The 17,976-nt window shown below is 74.2% G+C and carries 16 protein-coding genes; 4 read left to right on the top strand and 12 right to left on the bottom strand.

Annotated features, from left to right (window positions below):
* Nucleotides 1-144 precede the first annotated feature (144 nt).
* Both WMF31_RS01390 and WMF31_RS01385 read left to right on the top strand, forming a co-directional pair.
* Nucleotides 145-405: a hypothetical protein gene (locus tag WMF31_RS01390; protein ID WP_129354357.1), complete on the top strand. Its 261-nt coding sequence runs from the start codon at nucleotides 145-147 to the stop codon at nucleotides 403-405.
* The gene (locus WMF31_RS01385; RefSeq protein ID WP_129354359.1) at nucleotides 402-884 is read left to right on the top strand and encodes a hypothetical protein; all 483 of its coding nucleotides are present in this window, start codon (nucleotides 402-404) and stop codon (nucleotides 882-884) included. Before WMF31_RS01390 ends, WMF31_RS01385 begins: the two co-directional genes overlap by 4 nt.
* A 163-nt stretch (nucleotides 885-1,047) precedes the next feature.
* On the opposite strand, the gene WMF31_RS01380 is transcribed toward WMF31_RS01385, so the two are convergent.
* The 6 genes from WMF31_RS01380 to WMF31_RS01355 all read right to left on the bottom strand — a co-directional run bounded on the left by WMF31_RS01380 (nucleotide 1,048) and on the right by WMF31_RS01355 (nucleotide 9,552).
* Entirely contained in the window at nucleotides 1,048-1,980 is a 933-nt protein-coding gene (locus tag WMF31_RS01380; protein WP_129354361.1) for an NAD(P)-binding domain-containing protein, read from the bottom strand.
* Complete coding sequence (locus WMF31_RS01375) at nucleotides 1,977-3,875, bottom strand: 1-acyl-sn-glycerol-3-phosphate acyltransferase (RefSeq protein WP_436600220.1); 1,899 nt, start codon at nucleotides 3,873-3,875, stop codon at nucleotides 1,977-1,979. Before WMF31_RS01375 ends, WMF31_RS01380 begins: the two co-directional genes overlap by 4 nt.
* Nucleotides 3,876-3,941: 66 nt before the next feature.
* A complete protein-coding gene (gloB, locus tag WMF31_RS01370; protein WP_436600219.1) occupies nucleotides 3,942-4,697 on the bottom strand; it encodes a hydroxyacylglutathione hydrolase in 756 nt (251 codons plus the stop codon).
* A 230-nt stretch (nucleotides 4,698-4,927) separates the two neighbouring features.
* A complete protein-coding gene (locus WMF31_RS01365; protein ID WP_436600218.1) occupies nucleotides 4,928-6,547 on the bottom strand; it encodes a glucosamine inositolphosphorylceramide transferase family protein in 1,620 nt (539 codons plus the stop codon).
* A 10-nt stretch (nucleotides 6,548-6,557) separates the two neighbouring features.
* Nucleotides 6,558-7,820, bottom strand: a complete 1,263-nt coding sequence (locus tag WMF31_RS01360) for a hypothetical protein (RefSeq protein ID WP_436600217.1) — start codon at nucleotides 7,818-7,820, stop codon at nucleotides 6,558-6,560.
* Nucleotides 7,821-7,830: 10 nt separating this feature from the next.
* Nucleotides 7,831-9,552, bottom strand: coding sequence for a GNAT family N-acetyltransferase (locus tag WMF31_RS01355; protein ID WP_436600216.1), 1,722 nt, complete (start codon nucleotides 9,550-9,552; stop codon nucleotides 7,831-7,833).
* Between the two features lie 210 nt (nucleotides 9,553-9,762).
* Here WMF31_RS01355 and WMF31_RS01350 point away from each other — a divergent pair, with 210 nt between their 5' ends.
* Nucleotides 9,763-10,761: a hypothetical protein gene (locus WMF31_RS01350; RefSeq protein WP_436600215.1), complete on the top strand. Its 999-nt coding sequence runs from the start codon at nucleotides 9,763-9,765 to the stop codon at nucleotides 10,759-10,761.
* A 115-nt stretch (nucleotides 10,762-10,876) separates the two neighbouring features.
* Nucleotides 10,877-12,028: a bifunctional methionine sulfoxide reductase B/A protein gene (locus tag WMF31_RS01345; protein WP_436600214.1), complete on the top strand. Its 1,152-nt coding sequence runs from the start codon at nucleotides 10,877-10,879 to the stop codon at nucleotides 12,026-12,028.
* Between the two features lie 87 nt (nucleotides 12,029-12,115).
* Here the strand turns inward: WMF31_RS01345 and lpdA are convergent, their stop codons facing one another.
* The 6 genes from lpdA to WMF31_RS01315 all read right to left on the bottom strand — a co-directional run bounded on the left by lpdA (nucleotide 12,116) and on the right by WMF31_RS01315 (nucleotide 17,952).
* Complete coding sequence (lpdA, locus tag WMF31_RS01340; RefSeq protein WP_436600213.1) at nucleotides 12,116-13,522, bottom strand: dihydrolipoyl dehydrogenase; 1,407 nt, start codon at nucleotides 13,520-13,522, stop codon at nucleotides 12,116-12,118.
* Nucleotides 13,523-13,711: 189 nt separating this feature from the next.
* Nucleotides 13,712-14,905 carry a thiamine pyrophosphate-dependent dehydrogenase E1 component subunit alpha gene (locus tag WMF31_RS01335; protein WP_436600212.1) on the bottom strand — a complete coding sequence of 398 codons (1,194 nt, stop codon included), beginning with the start codon at nucleotides 14,903-14,905 and terminating at the stop codon, nucleotides 13,712-13,714.
* Between the two features lie 96 nt (nucleotides 14,906-15,001).
* Nucleotides 15,002-15,277 carry a hypothetical protein gene (locus WMF31_RS01330; RefSeq protein ID WP_436600211.1) on the bottom strand — a complete coding sequence of 92 codons (276 nt, stop codon included), beginning with the start codon at nucleotides 15,275-15,277 and terminating at the stop codon, nucleotides 15,002-15,004.
* Nucleotides 15,278-15,319: 42 nt separating this feature from the next.
* Nucleotides 15,320-15,934 (bottom strand): DUF4149 domain-containing protein, encoded by a 615-nt coding sequence (locus WMF31_RS01325; protein ID WP_436600210.1) that lies wholly within the window; start codon nucleotides 15,932-15,934, stop codon nucleotides 15,320-15,322.
* Between the two features lie 117 nt (nucleotides 15,935-16,051).
* Nucleotides 16,052-17,101, bottom strand: a complete 1,050-nt coding sequence (locus WMF31_RS01320; RefSeq protein ID WP_436600209.1) for a HEAT repeat domain-containing protein — start codon at nucleotides 17,099-17,101, stop codon at nucleotides 16,052-16,054.
* Nucleotides 17,102-17,154: 53 nt separating this feature from the next.
* Nucleotides 17,155-17,952: a hypothetical protein gene (locus tag WMF31_RS01315; RefSeq protein ID WP_436600208.1), complete on the bottom strand. Its 798-nt coding sequence runs from the start codon at nucleotides 17,950-17,952 to the stop codon at nucleotides 17,155-17,157.
* Nucleotides 17,953-17,976 lie beyond the last annotated feature (24 nt).

The following is a 17,976-nucleotide window of genomic DNA, read 5'->3' as shown; positions in this document are numbered from 1 at the left end:
TCCTCCCCAAACACCAGTCTTGAGGACTCAAGGGCGCCACGAGCGCACTCGTGCTCTGCTCGCGTGGCGCTCTCCCCCATGTCTCCTCCATGCGGCGCAGCATCGTGATGGCTCGACCCGGGCCGACCGTGGCATGCTCAACCCATGGGCGACGACCAGCACAGGCAGGACGGCGGCCAGCAGGCGGACGCCTCGCCACCGCCGCAGCATGCCGATGCGTCGAGCGTGGATCCGGTGGACCGGCCTGATCCGATCATCGAGCTCTACAAGAAGCACGTCGACCGCAGCCTGCTCCGGGAGAACCTGAAGCTGACGCCCGAGCAGCGCCTGCTGAAGATGATGGACCTCCAGCGCTTCGCGGCCGAGCTCCAGCGCGCTGGCCGCGCAGCAAAGAAGCGCCCGTGACCGACCTGCGCCGGCTCATCGAGGTGCTCGTCGAGGGCGGCGTCGAGCTGATCCTCGTCGGAGGCGCCGCGGCGGTCGCCCACGGGGCGTCACGGCTGACGCAGGACGTCGACGTCGTGTACGCGCGGACCGGCGAGAACCTGCGGCGCCTCGTGGCTGCCCTGGCGCCGTACCGTCCGTACCCGCGCGGTGCCCCGCCCGGCCTGCCCTTCCTGTGGGACGAGATCTCGCTGAAGAATGGGCTCAACTTCACGCTCACCACGGAGCTCGGTGACGTGGATCTGCTCGGGGAGGTGGCGGGCGGCGGCGACTACCAGGACCTGCTGCCCCATGCGGTACCGCTCGTGGTCTTCGGCCGCGAGATCCAGTGCGTGGGGCTGCGAAAGCTCATCGCGCTGAAGCGCGCCGCCGGGCGGCCCAAGGACTTCGAGGCGATCGCCGAGCTGGAGCTCCTGCTGGAGGACGAGGCGCCGGGCTGACCGCCGAAGCCGCCGGCTCAGGCCAAACGGATCTCCCTGGAGCGTGACATGCCCTCTCCGGCTCGTGCTCCGCAGGGGGCGCCCCCTCTCCGGCTCGTGCTCCGCAGGGGGCGCCCCCTCTCCGGCTCGTGCTCCGCAGGGGGCGCCCCCTCTCCACGTCACGTCACGCCGCGAACATCCGCGCCAGCACCGCCTTCGGCTCGCCGCCCCGCAGCATCGCCTCCAGCGCCTCGAACACCCCGCCGTCGACCCGCCGCTCCCGCGCGAACGCCACGACGCGCGGGATCAGCGGGATCGCCTCGACGCGCAGCCGGGCCTCCGCGACCGCCTCGTCGAGCGTCCGCCCGCGCGCGAGCGCCTTGCCGAGCCGCACCTCGGGGCGGCTCTCGAGCCGGATCGACGCGAGCAGGTCGCCGTACCCGCCGAGCCCCAGCATCGTCCGCTCCTCCGCGCCCGCCGCGGCCGCGATGCGGGCCGCGCCGTCGACCGCCCTCGAGATGAGCGCCGCGAGCAGCCCCGGCCCGGCGCCCGCCTGCTCGGCGAAGCCCACGCCGATCGCCAGGCAGCCCACCAGCGCCGACGCCCACTCCAGACCCCGGATGTCCGGCGTCGTGTAGACGTGCAGCGCGTCCGACTGGAACGCCGCCGTCACCGCCGCGTGCACCTCCGGGAACCGCGAGCCGCACACCACCGCCGAGGGGCGCCCCTCCGTGAGCTCATCGGCCTGCACCGGGCCGCCCAGCGCGCCCACCCGGCGCGCCGGGGTCTCCTCGCGCACCAGGTCCGAGAGCGTCTTCAGCGCCTCCCCCTCGAGGCCGCGCACGCCGTGGATCACGAGGTGCGAGCCGTCCATGTGGTCGCCGAGCGCGCGGAGCGCCGTCCGCGCCGCGTTCGACGGCACCGCGATCACGAGCAGCCGCGCCCGGGCCACCTCGGCATAGTCCCGCACGACCCGCAGGCCGCCCGCGAGCTCCGGGTGCTCGCGGCGGGAAAACAGCACGACCTCCGCCCCGGTGCGGCTCGCCGCGAGCGCCAGCGCCACCCCCCAGAAGCCGCCGCCGATGACCCCCACCGACGACGCCGCACGCGCGCTCATCGGACACCTCCGGCCCCGTGGGCCGACCCCGCGCGGGCGCTCGCGCCGCCGGCGCTCGCGCTGCCAGCGCTCGTGCCGCCGGCGCTCGCGCTGCCAGCGCTCGTGCCGCCGGCGCTCGTTCCGCCGGCGCTCGTGCCGCCAGCGCTCGTGCCGCCGGCGCTCGTGCCGCCGGCGCTGCCATCACCGGCGCGCGGCGAGGCCGCGCCCCGGTCGTCCCGCGGCACGTACGCCGGCGAGGACGGCGGCAGCGGCGGCAACGGCGGCTGCACCGGCAGGCCGGTGGGGACGCCGGGGGGCGCGATCACGTCCCACGCCACCCCGTGGGCCGCGAGGCGGTTCTGGTAATAGAAGAGCAGGTTGGTGTCGCACAGCGCGATGCCGTCGGGCCGCGAGGCGAGCACCGGCGCCGAGTGGTAGCTCGCGAAGGCCCGCAGCGCGCGCTCGATGATGTCCCCGCCCGAGCCGAGCCGGACGTCCTCGCCCAGCACGATGCACCCCTGCCGCTCCAGCGCGCGCAGCCGGTCGCACAGCGCCACCACGTCGGCCGCGAGATCATCCCGCGGCACCGTGAGCACGTCGCGCTGGCGGAGCACCGTGAAGAGATCCGCCGCCGGCGCGTGGCCGCGGAGCCGCGCGAAGCTCGCCGCCGCGACCACGTGCGTCGCCATCACCACCGTGTCGCGCGCGTACGCCCGGCACAGCTCCTCGCCGAGCTCGCGGGCATACTGGGCGTCCCGCGCCGCGTCGATGACCGCGTTGCCGTCCCGGTCCCTCACGTAGCTCGCCGGGTCGACCTCGCGGCCGCGCGCGTCGTAGGAGCGGCCGAGCTCGTCCACCCGGTTGCCGAACGGATCGAGCGGCTCCGAGAAGCGGATGACCACCGCGGCGTTCATCGCGAGGAGCTTGCGGAGGAACGAGGCGATCCGGCCGATCCGGCTCGACTCGTCGTCCTCGATGATGAACCGGCCCTTGCCGGCCTCGGAGAGGAAATCCGCGATGAGCGTCTCGGCTTCCAGCGTGATGAGGTAGTTGATCGTGGCCGGGACGAAGAAGATGCGGCGCTCGCGGCCGCTCTGCAGCGTCCGCGTGTACGCCTCGAACGCGCTGCCGACCAGGCCCAGCTTGAGCCGCCGCTCCACGCCGCCGGAGCGCGACCGCGTGCCCCCGGGGAAGAACAGCGAGTGATAGCCGCGCTCGAGGAGCACGCTCGAGTACGTCTTCAGCACGTCCTTGTAGAGGTTGTGCCGGATGCGCCGATCCACGCGGTAGGCGCCGAGGTTGTGCATGAAGAACGAGAGGACGGGGTTCGTGAACAGGTTCTTCCCCGCGCCGTAGGTGGCCGGCGGCAGGCCGGCCCGCTCGAGGGCATACCCGAAGACGATCGAGTCCAGGTTCGACAGGTGCGTCGGGACATAGACCGCCGTGCCCTGGCGCACGAGCGACCGGAGCTTCGCGAGCGGCCCCTGCACGAGCACCCGGTCGGCGAGCAGCTCGAGGCTGACCAGCCTGCGCGGGTCGTGGACGATGGTCGCCAGCTTGCGCGGCGCGAGCAGGGCGCTGACGACCGGCGGCAAGAGCCGCGACGAGAGCTGGTAGACGCGCCGGTCGAAGTTCCCCGCCGTGTCCCACGCGTACTGCTCCGCGAGCTCCCGGAGCCGCCGCCGGCGCTCGGCGTCGTGCATGCGGCCGAGCGACCGGGCGAGCCGCTGCCACTCGGCGAGCTCGCGGAGGTCGTGCGGATCCCGCGACCCCTCGAGCCGCTTCGTCTCCTGATACGCCGCCTCGTTCATCGCGAGCAGCGGATCCTTCGTGGCGCCGACGACCCGGTCGATCACGGTGCGCACGATCGCGTCGCGCGCGTCGTTGAACCCGAAGATGGGAGCGCGGGAGTCCATGGGTCTAGTCGTATAGAATTCAGGCGGCGGGCGCGAGCGGAATACGGCCCCGCGGGATGCGGTCGCTCAGCGGTAACTGTCCTTGGCGCGACGCACGGCGGCGAACACCTCGGGCAGCGTGGCGCCCGGGAAGCGGGCCTGCACGGTCGGCTCGCCGCAGCGCAGGAACGGGTTCGTCGCGAGCTCTTCGCCGAGGGTGCTGCCCACGGTGGGCTCGCCGCGCTCGCGCGCCGCGCGGGCGGCGGCGAGCTTCTCGCGGATAGCCGCGTTGCCGGGCTCGACCGTCTCGGCGAAACGGAGGTTGCTGACCGTGTATTCGTGGCCGCAGAAGACGCGCAGATGCGGCGGGAGCGCGGCGAGCTTGGAGAGCGAGGCGTGCATGACCTCCGGCGTGCCCTCGAACATGCGGCCACAGCCGCCAATGAAGAGTGTGTCCCCGGTGAACACGGCGTCCTCGACGCAGTACGACACGGCGCCGAGCGTGTGGCCGGGGACATGCAGCGGCCGGAGCGTGAGGCCGGCGATCTCGACCGGCTTGCCCTCCTCGACCCGCTCCGTCTGCGCCGGCACCCGCCCGACGTCGCTCGCGTGCGCGTAGACGGGGAGATCACCGTAACGCTGGCGCAGCGCCTCGTTGCCGCCGACGTGGTCGTGGTGATGATGCGTGTTGACGATGGCGACCAGGCGGAGCTGCTCGCGCTCGAGCGCTTCGACGACCGGCGGGGCCTCGGACGGGTCGATGACGATCGCCTCGCGCCGCCCGTCCGCGGCCACGAGGTAGGCATAGTTGTCGCTGAGGCAGGGTACGGGGACGATGCGCATGGGACGGGACTATAGCGGCGCCCCCGCCGAGGGCCGGAGAAAAGGTGAGCGGGCCTCCGGGCGGGGTGGGGCTGCGGCCTGGGGGGCTCACCTCCGGGGCTTGCGTTCCGGCGAGCCCCTTGCGTGGCTCGCCTGCACGAAAGCCCCTCCGGTGAGCCCCCCAGGCCGCAGCCCCACCCCGGGCGACGGCTCAGTCAGGTGGCAGATCTGCGGCTCAGCCACGCAGCCGATCAACCAGAGGGACGGCCGAGGCCCATTCGCCCGGCGATCTTCAGCACCTTCCGGCGAATATCCTGGGCTGTCACGCGCCGGGTGCGCTTGCCATCCACGAGCGTCCGCTCCCCCGCCGCCGACAGCGTGTGCAGCCCCTCCGGGAACGGGCCGCCCGGATCAGGCTCCACGGCGGCCACCACCTCCTCCTCGTACTCGGTCGGCGTGAGCCGGTTGACGCGCAGGATCACGATCCGACCTCCATAGGTCCTCGAGCAATCCTGGGCAGGCCGGTAGAGCTGACCGTCCACGACGAACGGTGTTCCGCCCGGCCGGGCAGAGCCGACATCCACCTTGACGGGATTGGCCGGGTGCGGCGCCCAGGGGCCCAGGAGATCCGGCGCGTGATAGAGAAACAGGCTCGTGGAGTCGCCCGAATACGGGACGTCCGCGGCCCAGAGCCAGAATCGCCCGCCGTGGTGCACGAGGGTGGCGTCGGAGTAGTCGAAGTCGTCGAGGAGGGTCGCGGCGTGGACCCACCGCTCCGGGAACGGATCGGCGCGGTAGAGCGAGAGCTTGCCGGTCATGCGGGTCTCGGGGACGCAGTAGATCTCGCCGCCGTGGCGGAACAGGTACGGATACGACGCGTGGACGCCGGGATCGAGATCGGCCACCGGGCGCGCCGGCGACACGCGATCGCCGTCGAGCGTGAGCCCGACGAGGACGCCGCGGCCAAGCTGCATGTCGAGGTACTCGCAGAGGATGCTCAGGCGATCGCCGTCGGCGACGCCGAACGGATCCGCGAAGAACTCGTCCGGCCCCCCCTCCGCGAGCCATCGCACCTTCGGGCGCGCGCTCGGCTGGCCGAGGAAGGAGTGAATCGGGGCGTCCACGACGCCGATGCACCACTCCTCCTGGAGGAAGACCCGCCGCGCCATGAACGCGGCGCGGTTCTCCGCCGTCCGCGCGAGCAGCCGGGCGACGTCGCGGCGCGTCGGCGCCCCCTCGGCGGGCGGCGGCTCCGCCGCGGGCGGCGCCTCGAGGTAGCCGGCCGCGCCCCGCGCGATATCGGCGCACACCTGCGCCGGCCACGCCGCGCTGCCGTCGCACGAGCGCGCGACGTTGGCCGGATAGGTCAGCACCGTCTTGAAGAACCCCCGCTTGAGCGGCGCCGCCGCGCCCGGCGCCGCGCCGAGGCGCTGGAGCACCACCTCGGTCACCGGCGCGCGGGTGAGCACCTCCCAGAACCCCGGCGGGCGGCCTGAGGACGCGTCCTGCGCGTCGTGCCGGAACGTCCAGGCCCCGTGCCGGGGGGCGCGGAGGAGCGCGCCGTCGAGCCCCGCGGCCCCGAGCACGAGGAGGAAATCGAGCTCCGCCGCCGCGCGCGCGCCGTCGGCGAGCGGGATCCGCGGGGCGTCGGGGAGGGCCGCCGCGAGGTCGACGGCGCGCTCGGCGCCCACGGCGGCGCGGCGGTAGGCCTGGAAGAGCGGCGGCGCGGCGCTCGCCGGCGGCGCCGGGCAGCGCACGACGAGGGCCGGGCGCGCGCCGACGCGGCGGAGCTCCTCGATCGCCCTCGCCTGCCACGCCTTGAGCGCGTCGCCGGCGCAGGCGACGCCGAACCGCAGACCCGTGCTGTCCATGGCCGCTACCCTAGAGCAGAAGCGAGACGGCGTAGCCCAGGAACAGGAGCCCCAGGGCGGCGAGCGTGATGCGCCGGAGCAGGGGCACGTCGAGCAGGAACAGCATCCGCAGCACCGCGATGAGCCCCGAGGCGCCGAGCACGCCGAACCGATCGAGGAACCCGGCGGGCCAGACGAGGAGCACGACGGCGAGGAGCAGGCTGCTCAGCACGCTCCCCAGCACCAGGCCGCGGCCGCCGTGCGACCGGGCGAAGAAGAAGCACAGCGGGTCCGAGATGGCCGGCACCGAGACGGACACGAGGAACGTGGGCGGGAGCGCCTCCCGCGCGCCGCCCGTGAACGGCAAGAGCGGCACGCGGACGACGAACAGGAGGTAGATGGCCACCCCCACCGCGAGCGTGAACGGCACGGTCCGCGCCCAGGCCGAGAGCGCCTGCGCGCGCCGCTCGGCCTCGGCGCCGCGCTTGTCGAGCGCGGCGGCGGTGAGGGCGCGGCTCGCGAACGACTGCGAGGTCGTCGAGAGGAGCGGCACGATCGACCAGCAGAGCGCCTGCGTGCCGACCTTCGCCTCGCCGAGCAGCGGGATGCCCTGGTACAGGGCGAGCGGGTAGATCGCGACCGTGGAGAGGTTGACGATCGAGGGCGGCACCGAGCTCCGCACGAGCAGGACCGCGTAGCGGGCCGCGCGCCGGAGCTGGACGCGGCCGAGCATCGCGAGGACGGGCACGGCGACGCCCGCGCCCACGAGCACGGCGCTCAGCCGGGGCATCCCGAGCAGCGCCGCGCCGAAGCAGAGGCCGACCGAGATCACGGCCGTGACCGAGAGGAGCGCGAGGAAGCGCCCCCGGGCCTGCCAGACGGGCCACGCGACCGGGTTGGCGCACGCGAGCAGCGTGGGGAAGGCGAACAGCGCGGCGCTGAGGGCGGCGACCGGGCCGAGCCCGAGGGCGAGGTCGACGGCCAAGGTCAGCGCGCCGGCGACGGCGCCGAGCACCGCGAGCGCGCCCGCCACGAGCGCGCGGCCGCGCGCCGCGCCGAGCAGCCTGGCGCGGTGCGTGAGCGCGGACGCGAGGCCCACCGCCACGAGCGAGACGATCGTGCTCGCGTGCGACGTCGTGAGGACGTAGGCCGTGACGGCGCTCGGGCCGGCCACGCCCGACAGGAGCCACTGGCTGGTGAGCGAGGCGGCGCGGGGCAGGAGCAGCGCCGCCGCCACCCCGAGGCCGCCGTGCGCGATCCGGTGGAGCAGCTTCGTCGCGGCGCGGGGGTTCACGGCGTCTCGACTACGGCGCGGGGAGCCACTGCGTCTCGACGGCGCCGCCGCGCCGCCGCCGCTCCCGGATCGACACCGGCTGGAACCCGGCCTTCACGATCCCGCGCTGGGAGGCGACGTTCCAGTCGTTCGTGTAGATGAGGCACGTGTCCCCGGGCGGGATCGCCGCGCGGACGGCCCGCAGCACCCTGGGGTACAGGCCCTGCCCCCGGGCGCGCCGCGCCGTGACGCAGTCCGCGATCACCCAGGCCGGGGCGCCCTCGGCGCCGGGCGGGATCTCCTCCGGCGCCGCCGGGCGCAGCCAGCAGACCTGCACCGCGCGGCCGTCCCGGAGGACGCCGAAGGCGCGCTGGCCCTGCGACAGGGCCGCGAGGTACCGCGCGCGCCCCCGCGCGTCGAGGGCGACCTCGTCCTCGAGCATCGCGAGCAGCGCCGGGGCGCGGAGCTCCACCACGTCGGGGTGCGCCTGCCCGGCCTCGGCCGGCGCGCGGTAGAAGAGCATGCGCTCCCGCTGGAGGCGGCTCCGCGCGCGCCCCGCGAGCGCGCCGAGCGGCTGGCGCGCGTCCACCGCGACCGCCCTGCGGAGCCGACGCCGCGAGCGCTCGAGGCCCGACATCACGGCGCCGCGCAGCCTCCTGTTCCCCCACTCGTCCCAGAGCGCCTGGAGGCGCGACGACGCCCGGATCCGCTCCTCGACGAGCCCGCGCACGTAGAGCGCGGACGCGGCGCGCGGCGCGGCGATGAGCCGGAAGAGCGGCTCGTCGACGTCGGCGAAGCGCCGCTTGTACGACTCGCCGCCGGCGCCGAAGTCCATGCACGTGTACCCGCGCTCGCCCATCCAGAGGACGATGCGCCGGATCAGCACCGTGGCCGGCGAGCAGGCGGCGTGCTCGGGCGCGTACGCGACGTGGTGGTAGACGAGCCGGTCGCGCGCCGTGAGCGCCACGGCGAAGGCGATCCCCTCGCCGGCCGCCTCGAGCGAGAACCGGACGAGGACGCCGGCGCGCGCCCAGCCCCGGAGCTTCACGAGGAGGCGCCGGCGCTCCTCGGCGACGCGGTACTCGGACGGGGTGGTCGTGATGTTCCAGCGCCGCTCGTGGGCGTCGCAGAAGGCCTCGACCCAGGCCTCGAGGCCGGCGTCGCCCTCGACGGCCTTGAAGGCGAAGCCGGGCAGCCGCTTGAGGCGGTTGTCGAGGTTCTTCAGGCTCGACCCGCTCACCTTGCGGCGCAGCGCGTCCGGAGCGCCCGCGCCCTCGGGGACGCGGAGCACGGTGCAGGGGGTCGCCGCGAACGAGCGCCCCCGCCACCCGGCCGCGGCGATCCCGCGGCGCGCGGCCTCCAGGGTCGGCCCCCAGCCCGGGACGTTCTTGAGGAGCAGGCCGGCGCCGCCGACCTCCGCGAGGGCGCGGGCGAGCCCCTCCCCGAGCGCCTCCGGCGCCGCGCCCTCGCGCGCCACGCAGGTGCAGTGATCCGCGCCCTCGATGTTGAGCATCTGGATCACCCCGTCGCGCTCGCGGCGCAGCGGCCAGGCCGCGGCGGCCGAGCCGTCCGGCGCGATCGCCACGGCGACGAGCGGCGCGGCCCCGTCGCGCCTCGCCAGCTCGGCCAGCTCGTCGAGGTAGGCCGGCGCGCAGAAGGGGCTCCGGTGCGGATCGGCGCTCCAGAGCGCCGGGTACGCCGTCTCCAGGATCGCCCCCGGCGCCTCCAGGGCCGCGATCTGCCACGTCATCATCGTATTTTTCCCCAAGGGGCGCGCGAGCTTAGACGAAGCGCGCGGGCCTGACCACGGGTCTGGGCCGGGGGGCCCACCACCCCGCGCAGGAGCTCGACAACGTTTGAGAATTTCGCGAGGGCACCCGGAAAGGGCTTCGCCTGGCCGGCGTGGGGTGTGGACGAGAACGGCGCGGTGACACGGGCGCCGTCGTGTGGCAAGGGGGCCCGCATGGCGTCGGCCGAGCCCTCTGTCCGCTACCGCATCGGCGTCGATGAGAACGGCCTGGGCCCGCGGCTCGGCCCGATGGTCGTGACCGCGGTCCTCTCGCGCGTCACCGACGCGGGCTGGCCGGTCGCGGGCCGCGCGCCCCGCGGCGCCCTGGCCCGGCGGCTCGGCGACTCGAAGCAGCTCGTCTCGTACGGGGACGCGTCGCTCGGCGAGGCGTGGGCCCGCGCGCTGGTGGCGCGCGGCTGCGGCCGCACGCGCGCGGCCGCCTCGACGGTGGACGAGCTGCTCCACGCCGTCTCGCTCGACGACCGCGCCGCGCTGCGCGCGCTCTGCCCGGGCCACGTCGAGGAGCAGTGCTGGTCCGCAGAGGGCGAGGCGTTCACCGCGCCCGACGACCTGCTCTGCGCGATCGACCGCGACCTCGACAAGCTCGCGGCGAAGGGGGTCGAGATCGTCGCGGTGCGCTCGGTGCTCCTCTGCGCGAAGCAGATGAACGACGGGGTCCGCGCCGGCAAGAACCGGTTCGTGCTCGACCTCCACGCCATGGAGCGCCTCGTCCTCGAGCTCGGCGGCCTCGCCGGCGCGGAGGTGTTCGCGGTCTGCGGCAAGGTGGGCGGCTTCGGCAAGTACGGGTCCGCCTTCGGCCCGCTCGCCGGGAGGCTGCACCTCGTCCTCGAGGAGAGCCGCGCCCGCAGCGCCTATCACTTCCCCGGCCTCGGCGAGATCGCCTTCGTCCGCGACAGCGACGCGTCCGATCTCTGCGTCGCGATGGCGTCGATGGTGGGCAAGTATGTCCGCGAGGCGATGATGGAGCGGGTCGCGCGCCACTACCAGCGCGCGATCCCGGATCTGCGCGGGGCGAGCGGCTACCACGATCCGGTCACGTCGGCGTTCATCGCGGCGACCCGGCTCGTCCGCCGCGAGCGGGCGATCCCCGACGACTGCTTCGAGCGGCGCTCCGCCGCGGGGGACGCCCCGGCGGAGCGCGTCGGCCCGTGATCCCCGAAGCGAGCGCGGGCGCGTCGGCCCGTGAGGCGCGCGCGCCGGGCGAAACCAGAGGCGGCGTCCGGCGTAGGGAGGTCGGGTGAGCTACGCTCGACCGGCCAGGTGAACCATGGATTTGCTCCGCGCTGCTCGTCTATTTTTCACGCTCTTGCTCGTCGCGTGCGCGGGCCTCGCATGCCAGCGCGCGGGCGACGCGCGACAGGCGGGCAAGGTCGCGCCGGGGTCGAAGGAGGCTGTGACGATGTCGGACAGAAGCTATCGCAAACCGTCGGAGGAGGAGCTGCGCAAGAGGCTCACGCCGCTCGCGTACGAGGTCACCCAGCGTGACGCGACCGAGCCGCCGTTCCGCAACGCCTACTGGAACAACCACGAGGCGGGCCTCTACGTGGATGTGGCGAGCGGCGAGCCGCTCTTCTCGTCGCTCGACAAGTTCGACTCGGGCACCGGGTGGCCGAGCTTCACGCGCCCCGTCGCGCCGGAGCGGGTCGTGACGCGCGTCGACAGGGCCCACGGCATGATCCGGACGGAGGTGCGCTCGCGCGACGGCGACTCGCACCTCGGGCACGTCTTCGAGGATGGGCCCGCGCCGACCGGGCTGCGGTACTGCATCAACTCCGCGTCGCTCCGGTTCATCCCGCTCTCCCGGCTCGAGGCCGAGGGCTACGGCGCCTACCGCGCGCTGTTCGAGGGGAAGGCCGGCGCGTCGCAGCCGGAGGGCGGCGCCAACGCCTGCGCGCTCCCGGCGGAGGGAGAGGTGGCCGGCTGCAAGGCGACGCTCGAGACGGCCATCCTCGCGGGCGGGTGCTTCTGGGGGATGGAGGAGATCCTCCGGAAGATCCCTGGGGTCCTCGAGACGGAGGTCGGGTATGCGGGCGGCCGGACGAAGGACCCGACCTACGAGGACGTGAAGACCGGAGCGACGGGCCACGCGGAGTCGGTGCGCATCGTCTTCGACCCGGCGAAGCTGTCCTATGCCGAGCTGCTCGAGAGGTGGTTCTTCCGCATGCACGACCCGACGACGCGGGACCGCCAGGGCAACGACGTCGGCACGCAGTACCGCTCGGCCATCTTCGTCACGACGCCCGAGCAGCGCCGCGTGGCCGAGGAGGTGAAGGCGCGCGTCGATCGGAGCGGCAAGTGGCGCGCCCCCATCGTCACGGAGATCGTGGAGGCCGGGCCGTTCACGCGCGCCGAGGACTACCACCAGAAGTACCTGGAGAAGTACCCGGGCGGGTACACGTGCCACTACCTGCGCGACTGACGTGACGGCGGCCCGCCCCCGGCTCCGCGGCCGGCCGCGCCCATCGCGGGGCGCAGGTCGGCGCGGCTCCGGGGGGCCGCGCCTCGCTCAGCGGTTCGCGATGTGGATCGCCGCGCCCATCGCGTGGGCGGCGGCCTCCATCAGCGACTCGCCGAGGGTCGGGTGGGGGTGGATCGTGAGCGAGATGTCCTCGAGGAAGGCGGCCATCTCGAGCGAGAGGGCCGCCTCGCTGATCATCGTGCTCGCCTCGGGGCCGACGATGTGCACGCCGAGCACCTGCTTCGTCTTCTTGTCGGCGACGATCTTCACGAACCCCTCGGTCTCGTTCATGGCCATGGCCTTGCCGAGCACCGAGAACGGGAACTTGCCGACGCGGATCTCGAGGCCCTTGGCCTTCGCCTCCGCCTCGGTCAGCCCCACCGTGGCGATCTCCGGATCGGTGAAGATCGCGCCCGGGATCGCGACCCAGTCCTTCTCGGCCTTGTGCCCCGCGATCACCTCGGCGACGATCTCGCCCTCCTTCGTCGCCTTGTGCGCGAGCAGGGGCGGGCCGCTGACGTCGCCCACGGCGTAGATCGACGGGATGTTCGTGCGGCCCGTCCTGTCCGTGGGGATGAAGCCGCGCTGATCGACCGTCACGCCGACCTTCTCGAGGCCGAGCCCCTTCGAGCTCGGCCGCATGCCGACGGCGACCAGCACCGTGTCGACCACGATCGTCTGCTCCTTGCCGTCGATCTGGATCTTCACGCCGACGGAGCCGTCCTTCTGCTTCTCATAGCCGAGCGCCTTCGCGCCCTTGTAGATGGTGCCCCCGCGCTTCAGGATCTTCTTCTCGACGACCTTGGTGCAGTCGGGGTCGACCCCGGTGAGCAGATCCGGCAGCGCCTCGACGACGGTGAGCTCGGAGCCGAACGCCTGGTAGACCATGCCGAGCTCGAGGCCGATCACGCCGCCGCCGATCACGAGCAGCCGCTTCGGGATGCGGCGCAGGCTAACCGCCTCCTTGGCGCCGATGATCGCGTCGCCGTCGAACTTGAACGTCGGGATCTCGATGGTGGTCGAGCCGGTCGCGATGACGATCCCCTTCGTCGCCTCGACCTGCTCCACCGAGCCGTCCGGCAGCGCCACGTCGACGCGGTTCGGCCCGACGATCGTGGCGGTGCCGGTCATCAGCTCGGCGCCGTTGCCCTTGAGCAGCGACCTGACGCCGCCGGTGAGCTTCTTGACGATCCCCTCCTTCCAGTTCTGGAGCTGGTTGGGATCGAGCTCGACGCCGCTGACCTTGATGCCCATGGCGCCGCCGGCCTGCGACTTCTCGTAGAGGTGGGCGGCCGAGATCAACGCCTTGGAAGGGATACAGCCCCAGTTGAGGCAGACGCCGCCAGGCTGCTCCTTCTCGATGCAGAGCGTCTTCTGCTTGAGCTGAGCCAGCCGGATGGCGCAGGGATAACCGCCGGGGCCGGCACCGATGACGATCGCGTCGTAGGTCTTCATCCTTGTCCTTTTGTGCGCTTCGGAGACTGGGATAGGGGCGCCGGGGTTCGCCCGGCAAGCCCCTCGGAAACCAGCCCTGAGGCCGCGCCCGCGCTCGCGAGCCGTACCCTGGGGTGAGGCGGGCTTACACGACCTCGCCCCGAGGGGAAATCCTCTCCACCGGGCCGGGTGGCGCTGCGCGTCGGGTGCTCAGCGCCCGTCGGGGTGCGCGGGCGCCCTCGGGCAGCGCAGGAGCTCTGCGCGCTGGTCGCGCAGGTGCCAGGGCGGCTCGGCGTAGACGTCGTCGAACAGCGTCGCGCGATCGGGCGGGGCCATCACCTCGACCTCCGCGACGGCGGCGGCGATCTCGGCGTTGAGCTCCGCCTCGAGGGCGGCCTCCGCGGCGTCGTCGAGGAGGCCGCGCGCCGTGAGGTGGCGGCCGAGGCGCAGCAGCGGATCGCGCTGCGTCCAGCGGTCGACCTCCTCCTGCGACCGGTACCGGCTGGGGTCGTCGCTCGAGGAGTGCGCGCCGATGCGGTAGGTCAGCGCCTCGATGAAGGTCGGACCGCCGCCGGCCCGGGCCCGCGCGACCGCCCCGGCGACGGCGCGGTAGACGGCCAGGACGTCGTTGCCGTCGACCCGCGTCGACGGGACGCCGTACGCCCGCCCCTTGATGGCGATCGTCTTCGAGGCCGTCTGCCGGGCCGTCGGCACGCTGATCGCCCAGTGGTTGTTCTGGCAGATCAGCACGCAGGGCACCTTGAACACGGCCGCGAAGTTCATCGCGTTGTGGAAGTCGGGCTCGCTCGTCGCGCCGTCGCCCATGAACCCCACGACCACGATGCTGTCGCGGCGCAGCTTCGCCGCCCACGCGGCGCCCACGGCCTGCGGGATCTGCGGGCCGATGCAGCTCGACCAGGACACCTGGTTCACCTGCCGCCCGCTCATGTGCGACGGCATCTGACGCCCCTTGAGGAGATCGCCCGAGTTGCCGAAGACCTGGGCGACGTAGGTGCGGAGCGGGAAGCCGCGCACCAGCATCATCACGCTCTCGCGCAGCGCGGGGAAGATCCAGTCCGAGGGCTCGAGCGCGAGCGCCGTCGCGATCGGGGTGGCCTCCTGGCCGGTGCACGCGCCGTAGAAGCCGACGCGCCCCTGCCGCTGGAGCAGCAAGAGCCGCGCGTCGAGCAGCCTGAGGCGCTTGATCTCCCGGTAGGCGCGCAGCAGGAGCGCGTCGGAGAGGCCGGGGTCGGTCGCGGGATCCAGCGACCCGTCGTCGCGGAGGACGCTGAGCAAGCCTTCATCGTCCGCCTCCGCCGCCCAGGACAGCGGCGCATGCGGTGGAGGGGCATCGGCGGCGGGCGGCGTCGAGGCGGCGGGCGGCGTGGCTTCCAGCTCGCTCATGGGCGGACCATACCGCGAAACGGCGGCGGTCGCGGCGCCTTCGGCCCCGCCGGGGCGCGCCTGCTCCGGCCCGATCGGCGCGCCCGCGCGGCGCGCTCAGCCGAGGAGGACGCGGAACATCCGCTTGCTGTCGGAAAGGTAGTAATACGCGGCGCGATCCGCGTCGCCCATCAGATCGAGGATGGCGCGCTCCATCTGGTCCGGGCTCAGCGAGTTGGACACCTCCCAGGTGCCCGGCGTGACCTCGTCGCCCTGCCACGGCCCGGCGCAGAGCGCGACGAGGCGAGCCCGGTTCGCCTCGTCGGCGATCGAGAAGGTGAGGATGTAATCGTGGTTGACGAAGCCGCTATAAAGCCTGTTGTCGCGCGGCATCTGGTCTCTCCCTTCGTGGGGTGGTGCGCTGCGCCGCCGGCGTCACCGCGGCCCCGGCGGTAGCGGGGCGACCGCCTCGTCGTCCTCGTCGTCGTCCTCGGGGCGGCGGGCGCCGAGCGTGAAGACGTGCAGCACGACCAGGGTCGCGCCGAGGAACACCTCGGCCCTGCCCGCGAGCTCGGCGTGGCGATGGACGCGCTCGAGCTCCACGCCGAGCGCCCCCTCGCCGCGCCGGGCCCCCTCGCGATGGAGCTCCGTGATGCGGGGCGTGAGCACGAGGCCGACGTACGCGGCGCAGCCGGCCATCACCATGGCGAGCGCCCGGCGCACGCGGGCCGCGCCGCTCGCGCCCCGGCGCCCCGCCGCCCAGGTGCGCGCCACCTCGGCGCCGAGGAGGATCACGGCGGCGCCGAGGGCGAGCTGATCGAAGCGGGCGAACGCGGCGCTCATCGCGTCGCCGGAGAACGGGGCCGGGGCGAGCCGGAAGACGAACGGGGCGGCGCACGCCCCGAGCGCGACCATGCCGCCGGCCCAGGCGCCCGCGGCGAGCGCGGCCGCGCTCGCGGCGACGCGATCGATGAGGTGGCGGCGCGACGCGGCGCGCTCCTCGGGGCTCGGGGCGAGGTCGGCCTCGCTGAACTGGGCTTCATCGTTCATGCATCCACCTCGGCGGGGCGGCGCGGCGTCGCAGCGACGGCCGCGCGGCTCGGTCCTTCTACGCCACCCGCGCGCGCGGCGCATGCCCCGCGCGCGGCGCGACGCCGCGGCGGGGGCTCAGCCGCCCGGGGGCGCCGCGCCGGGGGCGGTCGCCGCGCCGAGGGCGGCGAGCGCCTCCTCCACGGCGCCCTGATCCGCCCGCCGCTCGTCGCCGCGCATCGCCGCGATCGGCCCGAGCGCGGCCGCGAGGCGGGCTCGACCCGCGGCCGCGACGGCGAGCGTGCGGCGGTGGCGGTCCCACGCGCCGAGGTCGCCGAGGATCTCGCGGACGGCGCGCGCGTGCCCCATCCGCGCGAGCGCCACGCGCGCGTGCCAGCGGAGCGGATCGCGGCCGAGGCCGAGCTTCAGCCCGAAGGCGCGCCGCTCCAGGGCGCTCGTGGCCTCGGACAGGCCGAGCTCGCCGCAGAGCTCGATGGCCGCGGCCTCGTCCTCGTGGTCGACGTCGCGGAGCCTCCGCTCCGCGATCGCGACGAGCACCGGGTGTCCCGCCGGATCGTCGAAGCGCGCGAGGACGACCGCCGCCGCGGCCTGGACGAGCGGCGAGGCGTGGCCGAGCAGCGCGCGCGCTCGCTCCATGCCCGAGGCGGGTAGCTCGCCGAGCGCCTCGCCCAGCTCCTCGAACATCCGCAGGGCGATGTGGCAGACGAGCGGGTCGTCGTCGTGGGTGGCCCGGAGGATGGCATCGATCGCGTCGGCCTTCTCGGTGCAGACGCGGGGGAACGCGATCACCGCCTGGAAGCGGACCTCGGGCCGCTCGTCCGAGAGGGCGCGCCGGAGCCGACCCGTGGCGCGCGCGTCGCCGATCTCGCCGAGGGCGGTGATCGCCATCTGCCGGACGTGGGCGTCTGCGTCCTCGACCGCCAGGAGCAGCGCGGGGAGCGCCTCGACGGCCTTGGTGTCGGCGAGGGCGATGGCCGCGGCCGCGCGGACGGAGGCGTGCGCGTCGGAGCGCAGCGCGTTCTCGAGGGCGCGCAGGACCTGCTCCCGCGCCGTCGCCGCATACGGGACGAGGTCTCCCACCGCCTCGGCGCGCACCGCGGGCTTCAGCGAGGCGACATCGCGCAGCGCGGCCTCGAACGTCCTCTTCGCGGGAGCCAGTCCAAACACGCGGCGAACGCTAGCACGAGCGCCGCGCGGAGCCGGATCGCACCGAGGGACGCTCAGCCCCCGCCTGAACCGCCTGCGCCCCCGAGGCCACCCGAGCCGCCCGCGCCCTCCGAGCCGCCCGCGCCGCCCGTGCCCTCCGAGCCGCCGGCGCCATCCGAGCCGCCCGAGCCGCCGGCGCCATCCGAGCCGCCCGAGCCGCCGGCGCCATCCGAGCCGCCCGCACCGCCGGCGCCGCCGGCGCCATCCGAGCCGCCCGCGCCCTCCGAACCGCCGGCACCGCCCGCGCCCGTCGACACCGGCGTGTAGGGGGTCCATTCGGGCCGCTCCGGAGCGGCCCCGCAGACGCCAGGCTCGCTGTCCGGATCCTGCGGCCTCTCCTCGGGATCGCTCGGAGCGGAGCGCCCGTCGGGCAGGCACGCCTTGTAGGCGTCGGGCTCGACATCGACGATGGCCGCGTTGCGCTCGCCCGGCGGGATCGCCGCGGCCTCCCGGAGCCCGCGGAGCTCGACGCACGAGTAGCCGCCGCGGCAGTCGTCGTCGTCGTCGCAGGTGGCCATGCAGAACGTCCGCCCGAAGCGCGGCCAGCGGACGTTCTCGAGCTCGCCGCACGCCTGATCCAGCACCGGGTTGAACGCGACGCAGACGCTGCTTCCGACGCAGCTGTCCGGCTCGCAGTTGAAGACCGTGCAGTAGCCGCCCGGCTGGGTGCTGTCGCAGAAGAGCGCTTGCTCCTGCTGCACGCAATCGAGCGACGAGGCGCACGCGTCGCCGATCTGCGGGCCGCATCCGGCAAGCAGCGAGGCGGCGCCGAGGAAGACGAGCAGGAGGGCGGGCCCGGTGAGGCGGAGCATCGAGGAGGCCGCTTAGTACCGGCA

This window comes from Sorangium sp. So ce1036, from assembly GCF_051369805.1.
Taxonomy (GTDB): Bacteria; Myxococcota_A; Polyangia; order Polyangiales; family Polyangiaceae; genus Sorangium; species Sorangium cellulosum_F.
The sequence above is the reverse complement of the archived record's forward strand: the minus strand, read 5'-3'. Positions and strand labels throughout refer to the sequence as shown.

Bases quoted from the DNA above. Each gene is read 5' to 3' on its own strand.
- WMF31_RS01355 (WP_436600216.1), bottom strand. From the start codon at position 9,552: ATGATGACGTGGCAGATCGCGGCCCTGGAGGCGCCGGGGGCGATCCTG.
- WMF31_RS01350 (WP_436600215.1), top strand. From the start codon at position 9,763: ATGGCGTCGGCCGAGCCCTCTGTCCGCTACCGCATCGGCGTCGATGAG.
- WMF31_RS01375 (WP_436600220.1), bottom strand. From the start codon at position 3,875: ATGGACTCCCGCGCTCCCATCTTCGGGTTCAACGACGCGCGCGACGCG.
- WMF31_RS01380 (WP_129354361.1), bottom strand. From the start codon at position 1,980: ATGAGCGCGCGTGCGGCGTCGTCGGTGGGGGTCATCGGCGGCGGCTTC.
- WMF31_RS01365 (WP_436600218.1), bottom strand. From the start codon at position 6,547: ATGGACAGCACGGGTCTGCGGTTCGGCGTCGCCTGCGCCGGCGACGCG.
- WMF31_RS01330 (WP_436600211.1), bottom strand. From the start codon at position 15,277: ATGCCGCGCGACAACAGGCTTTATAGCGGCTTCGTCAACCACGATTAC.
- lpdA (WP_436600213.1), bottom strand. From the start codon at position 13,522: ATGAAGACCTACGACGCGATCGTCATCGGTGCCGGCCCCGGCGGTTAT.
- gloB (WP_436600219.1), bottom strand. From the start codon at position 4,697: ATGCGCATCGTCCCCGTACCCTGCCTCAGCGACAACTATGCCTACCTC.
- WMF31_RS01390 (WP_129354357.1), top strand. From the start codon at position 145: ATGGGCGACGACCAGCACAGGCAGGACGGCGGCCAGCAGGCGGACGCC.
- WMF31_RS01345 (WP_436600214.1), top strand. From the start codon at position 10,877: ATGGATTTGCTCCGCGCTGCTCGTCTATTTTTCACGCTCTTGCTCGTC.
- WMF31_RS01315 (WP_436600208.1), bottom strand. From the start codon at position 17,952: ATGCTCCGCCTCACCGGGCCCGCCCTCCTGCTCGTCTTCCTCGGCGCC.
- WMF31_RS01335 (WP_436600212.1), bottom strand. From the start codon at position 14,905: ATGAGCGAGCTGGAAGCCACGCCGCCCGCCGCCTCGACGCCGCCCGCC.
- WMF31_RS01325 (WP_436600210.1), bottom strand. From the start codon at position 15,934: ATGAACGATGAAGCCCAGTTCAGCGAGGCCGACCTCGCCCCGAGCCCC.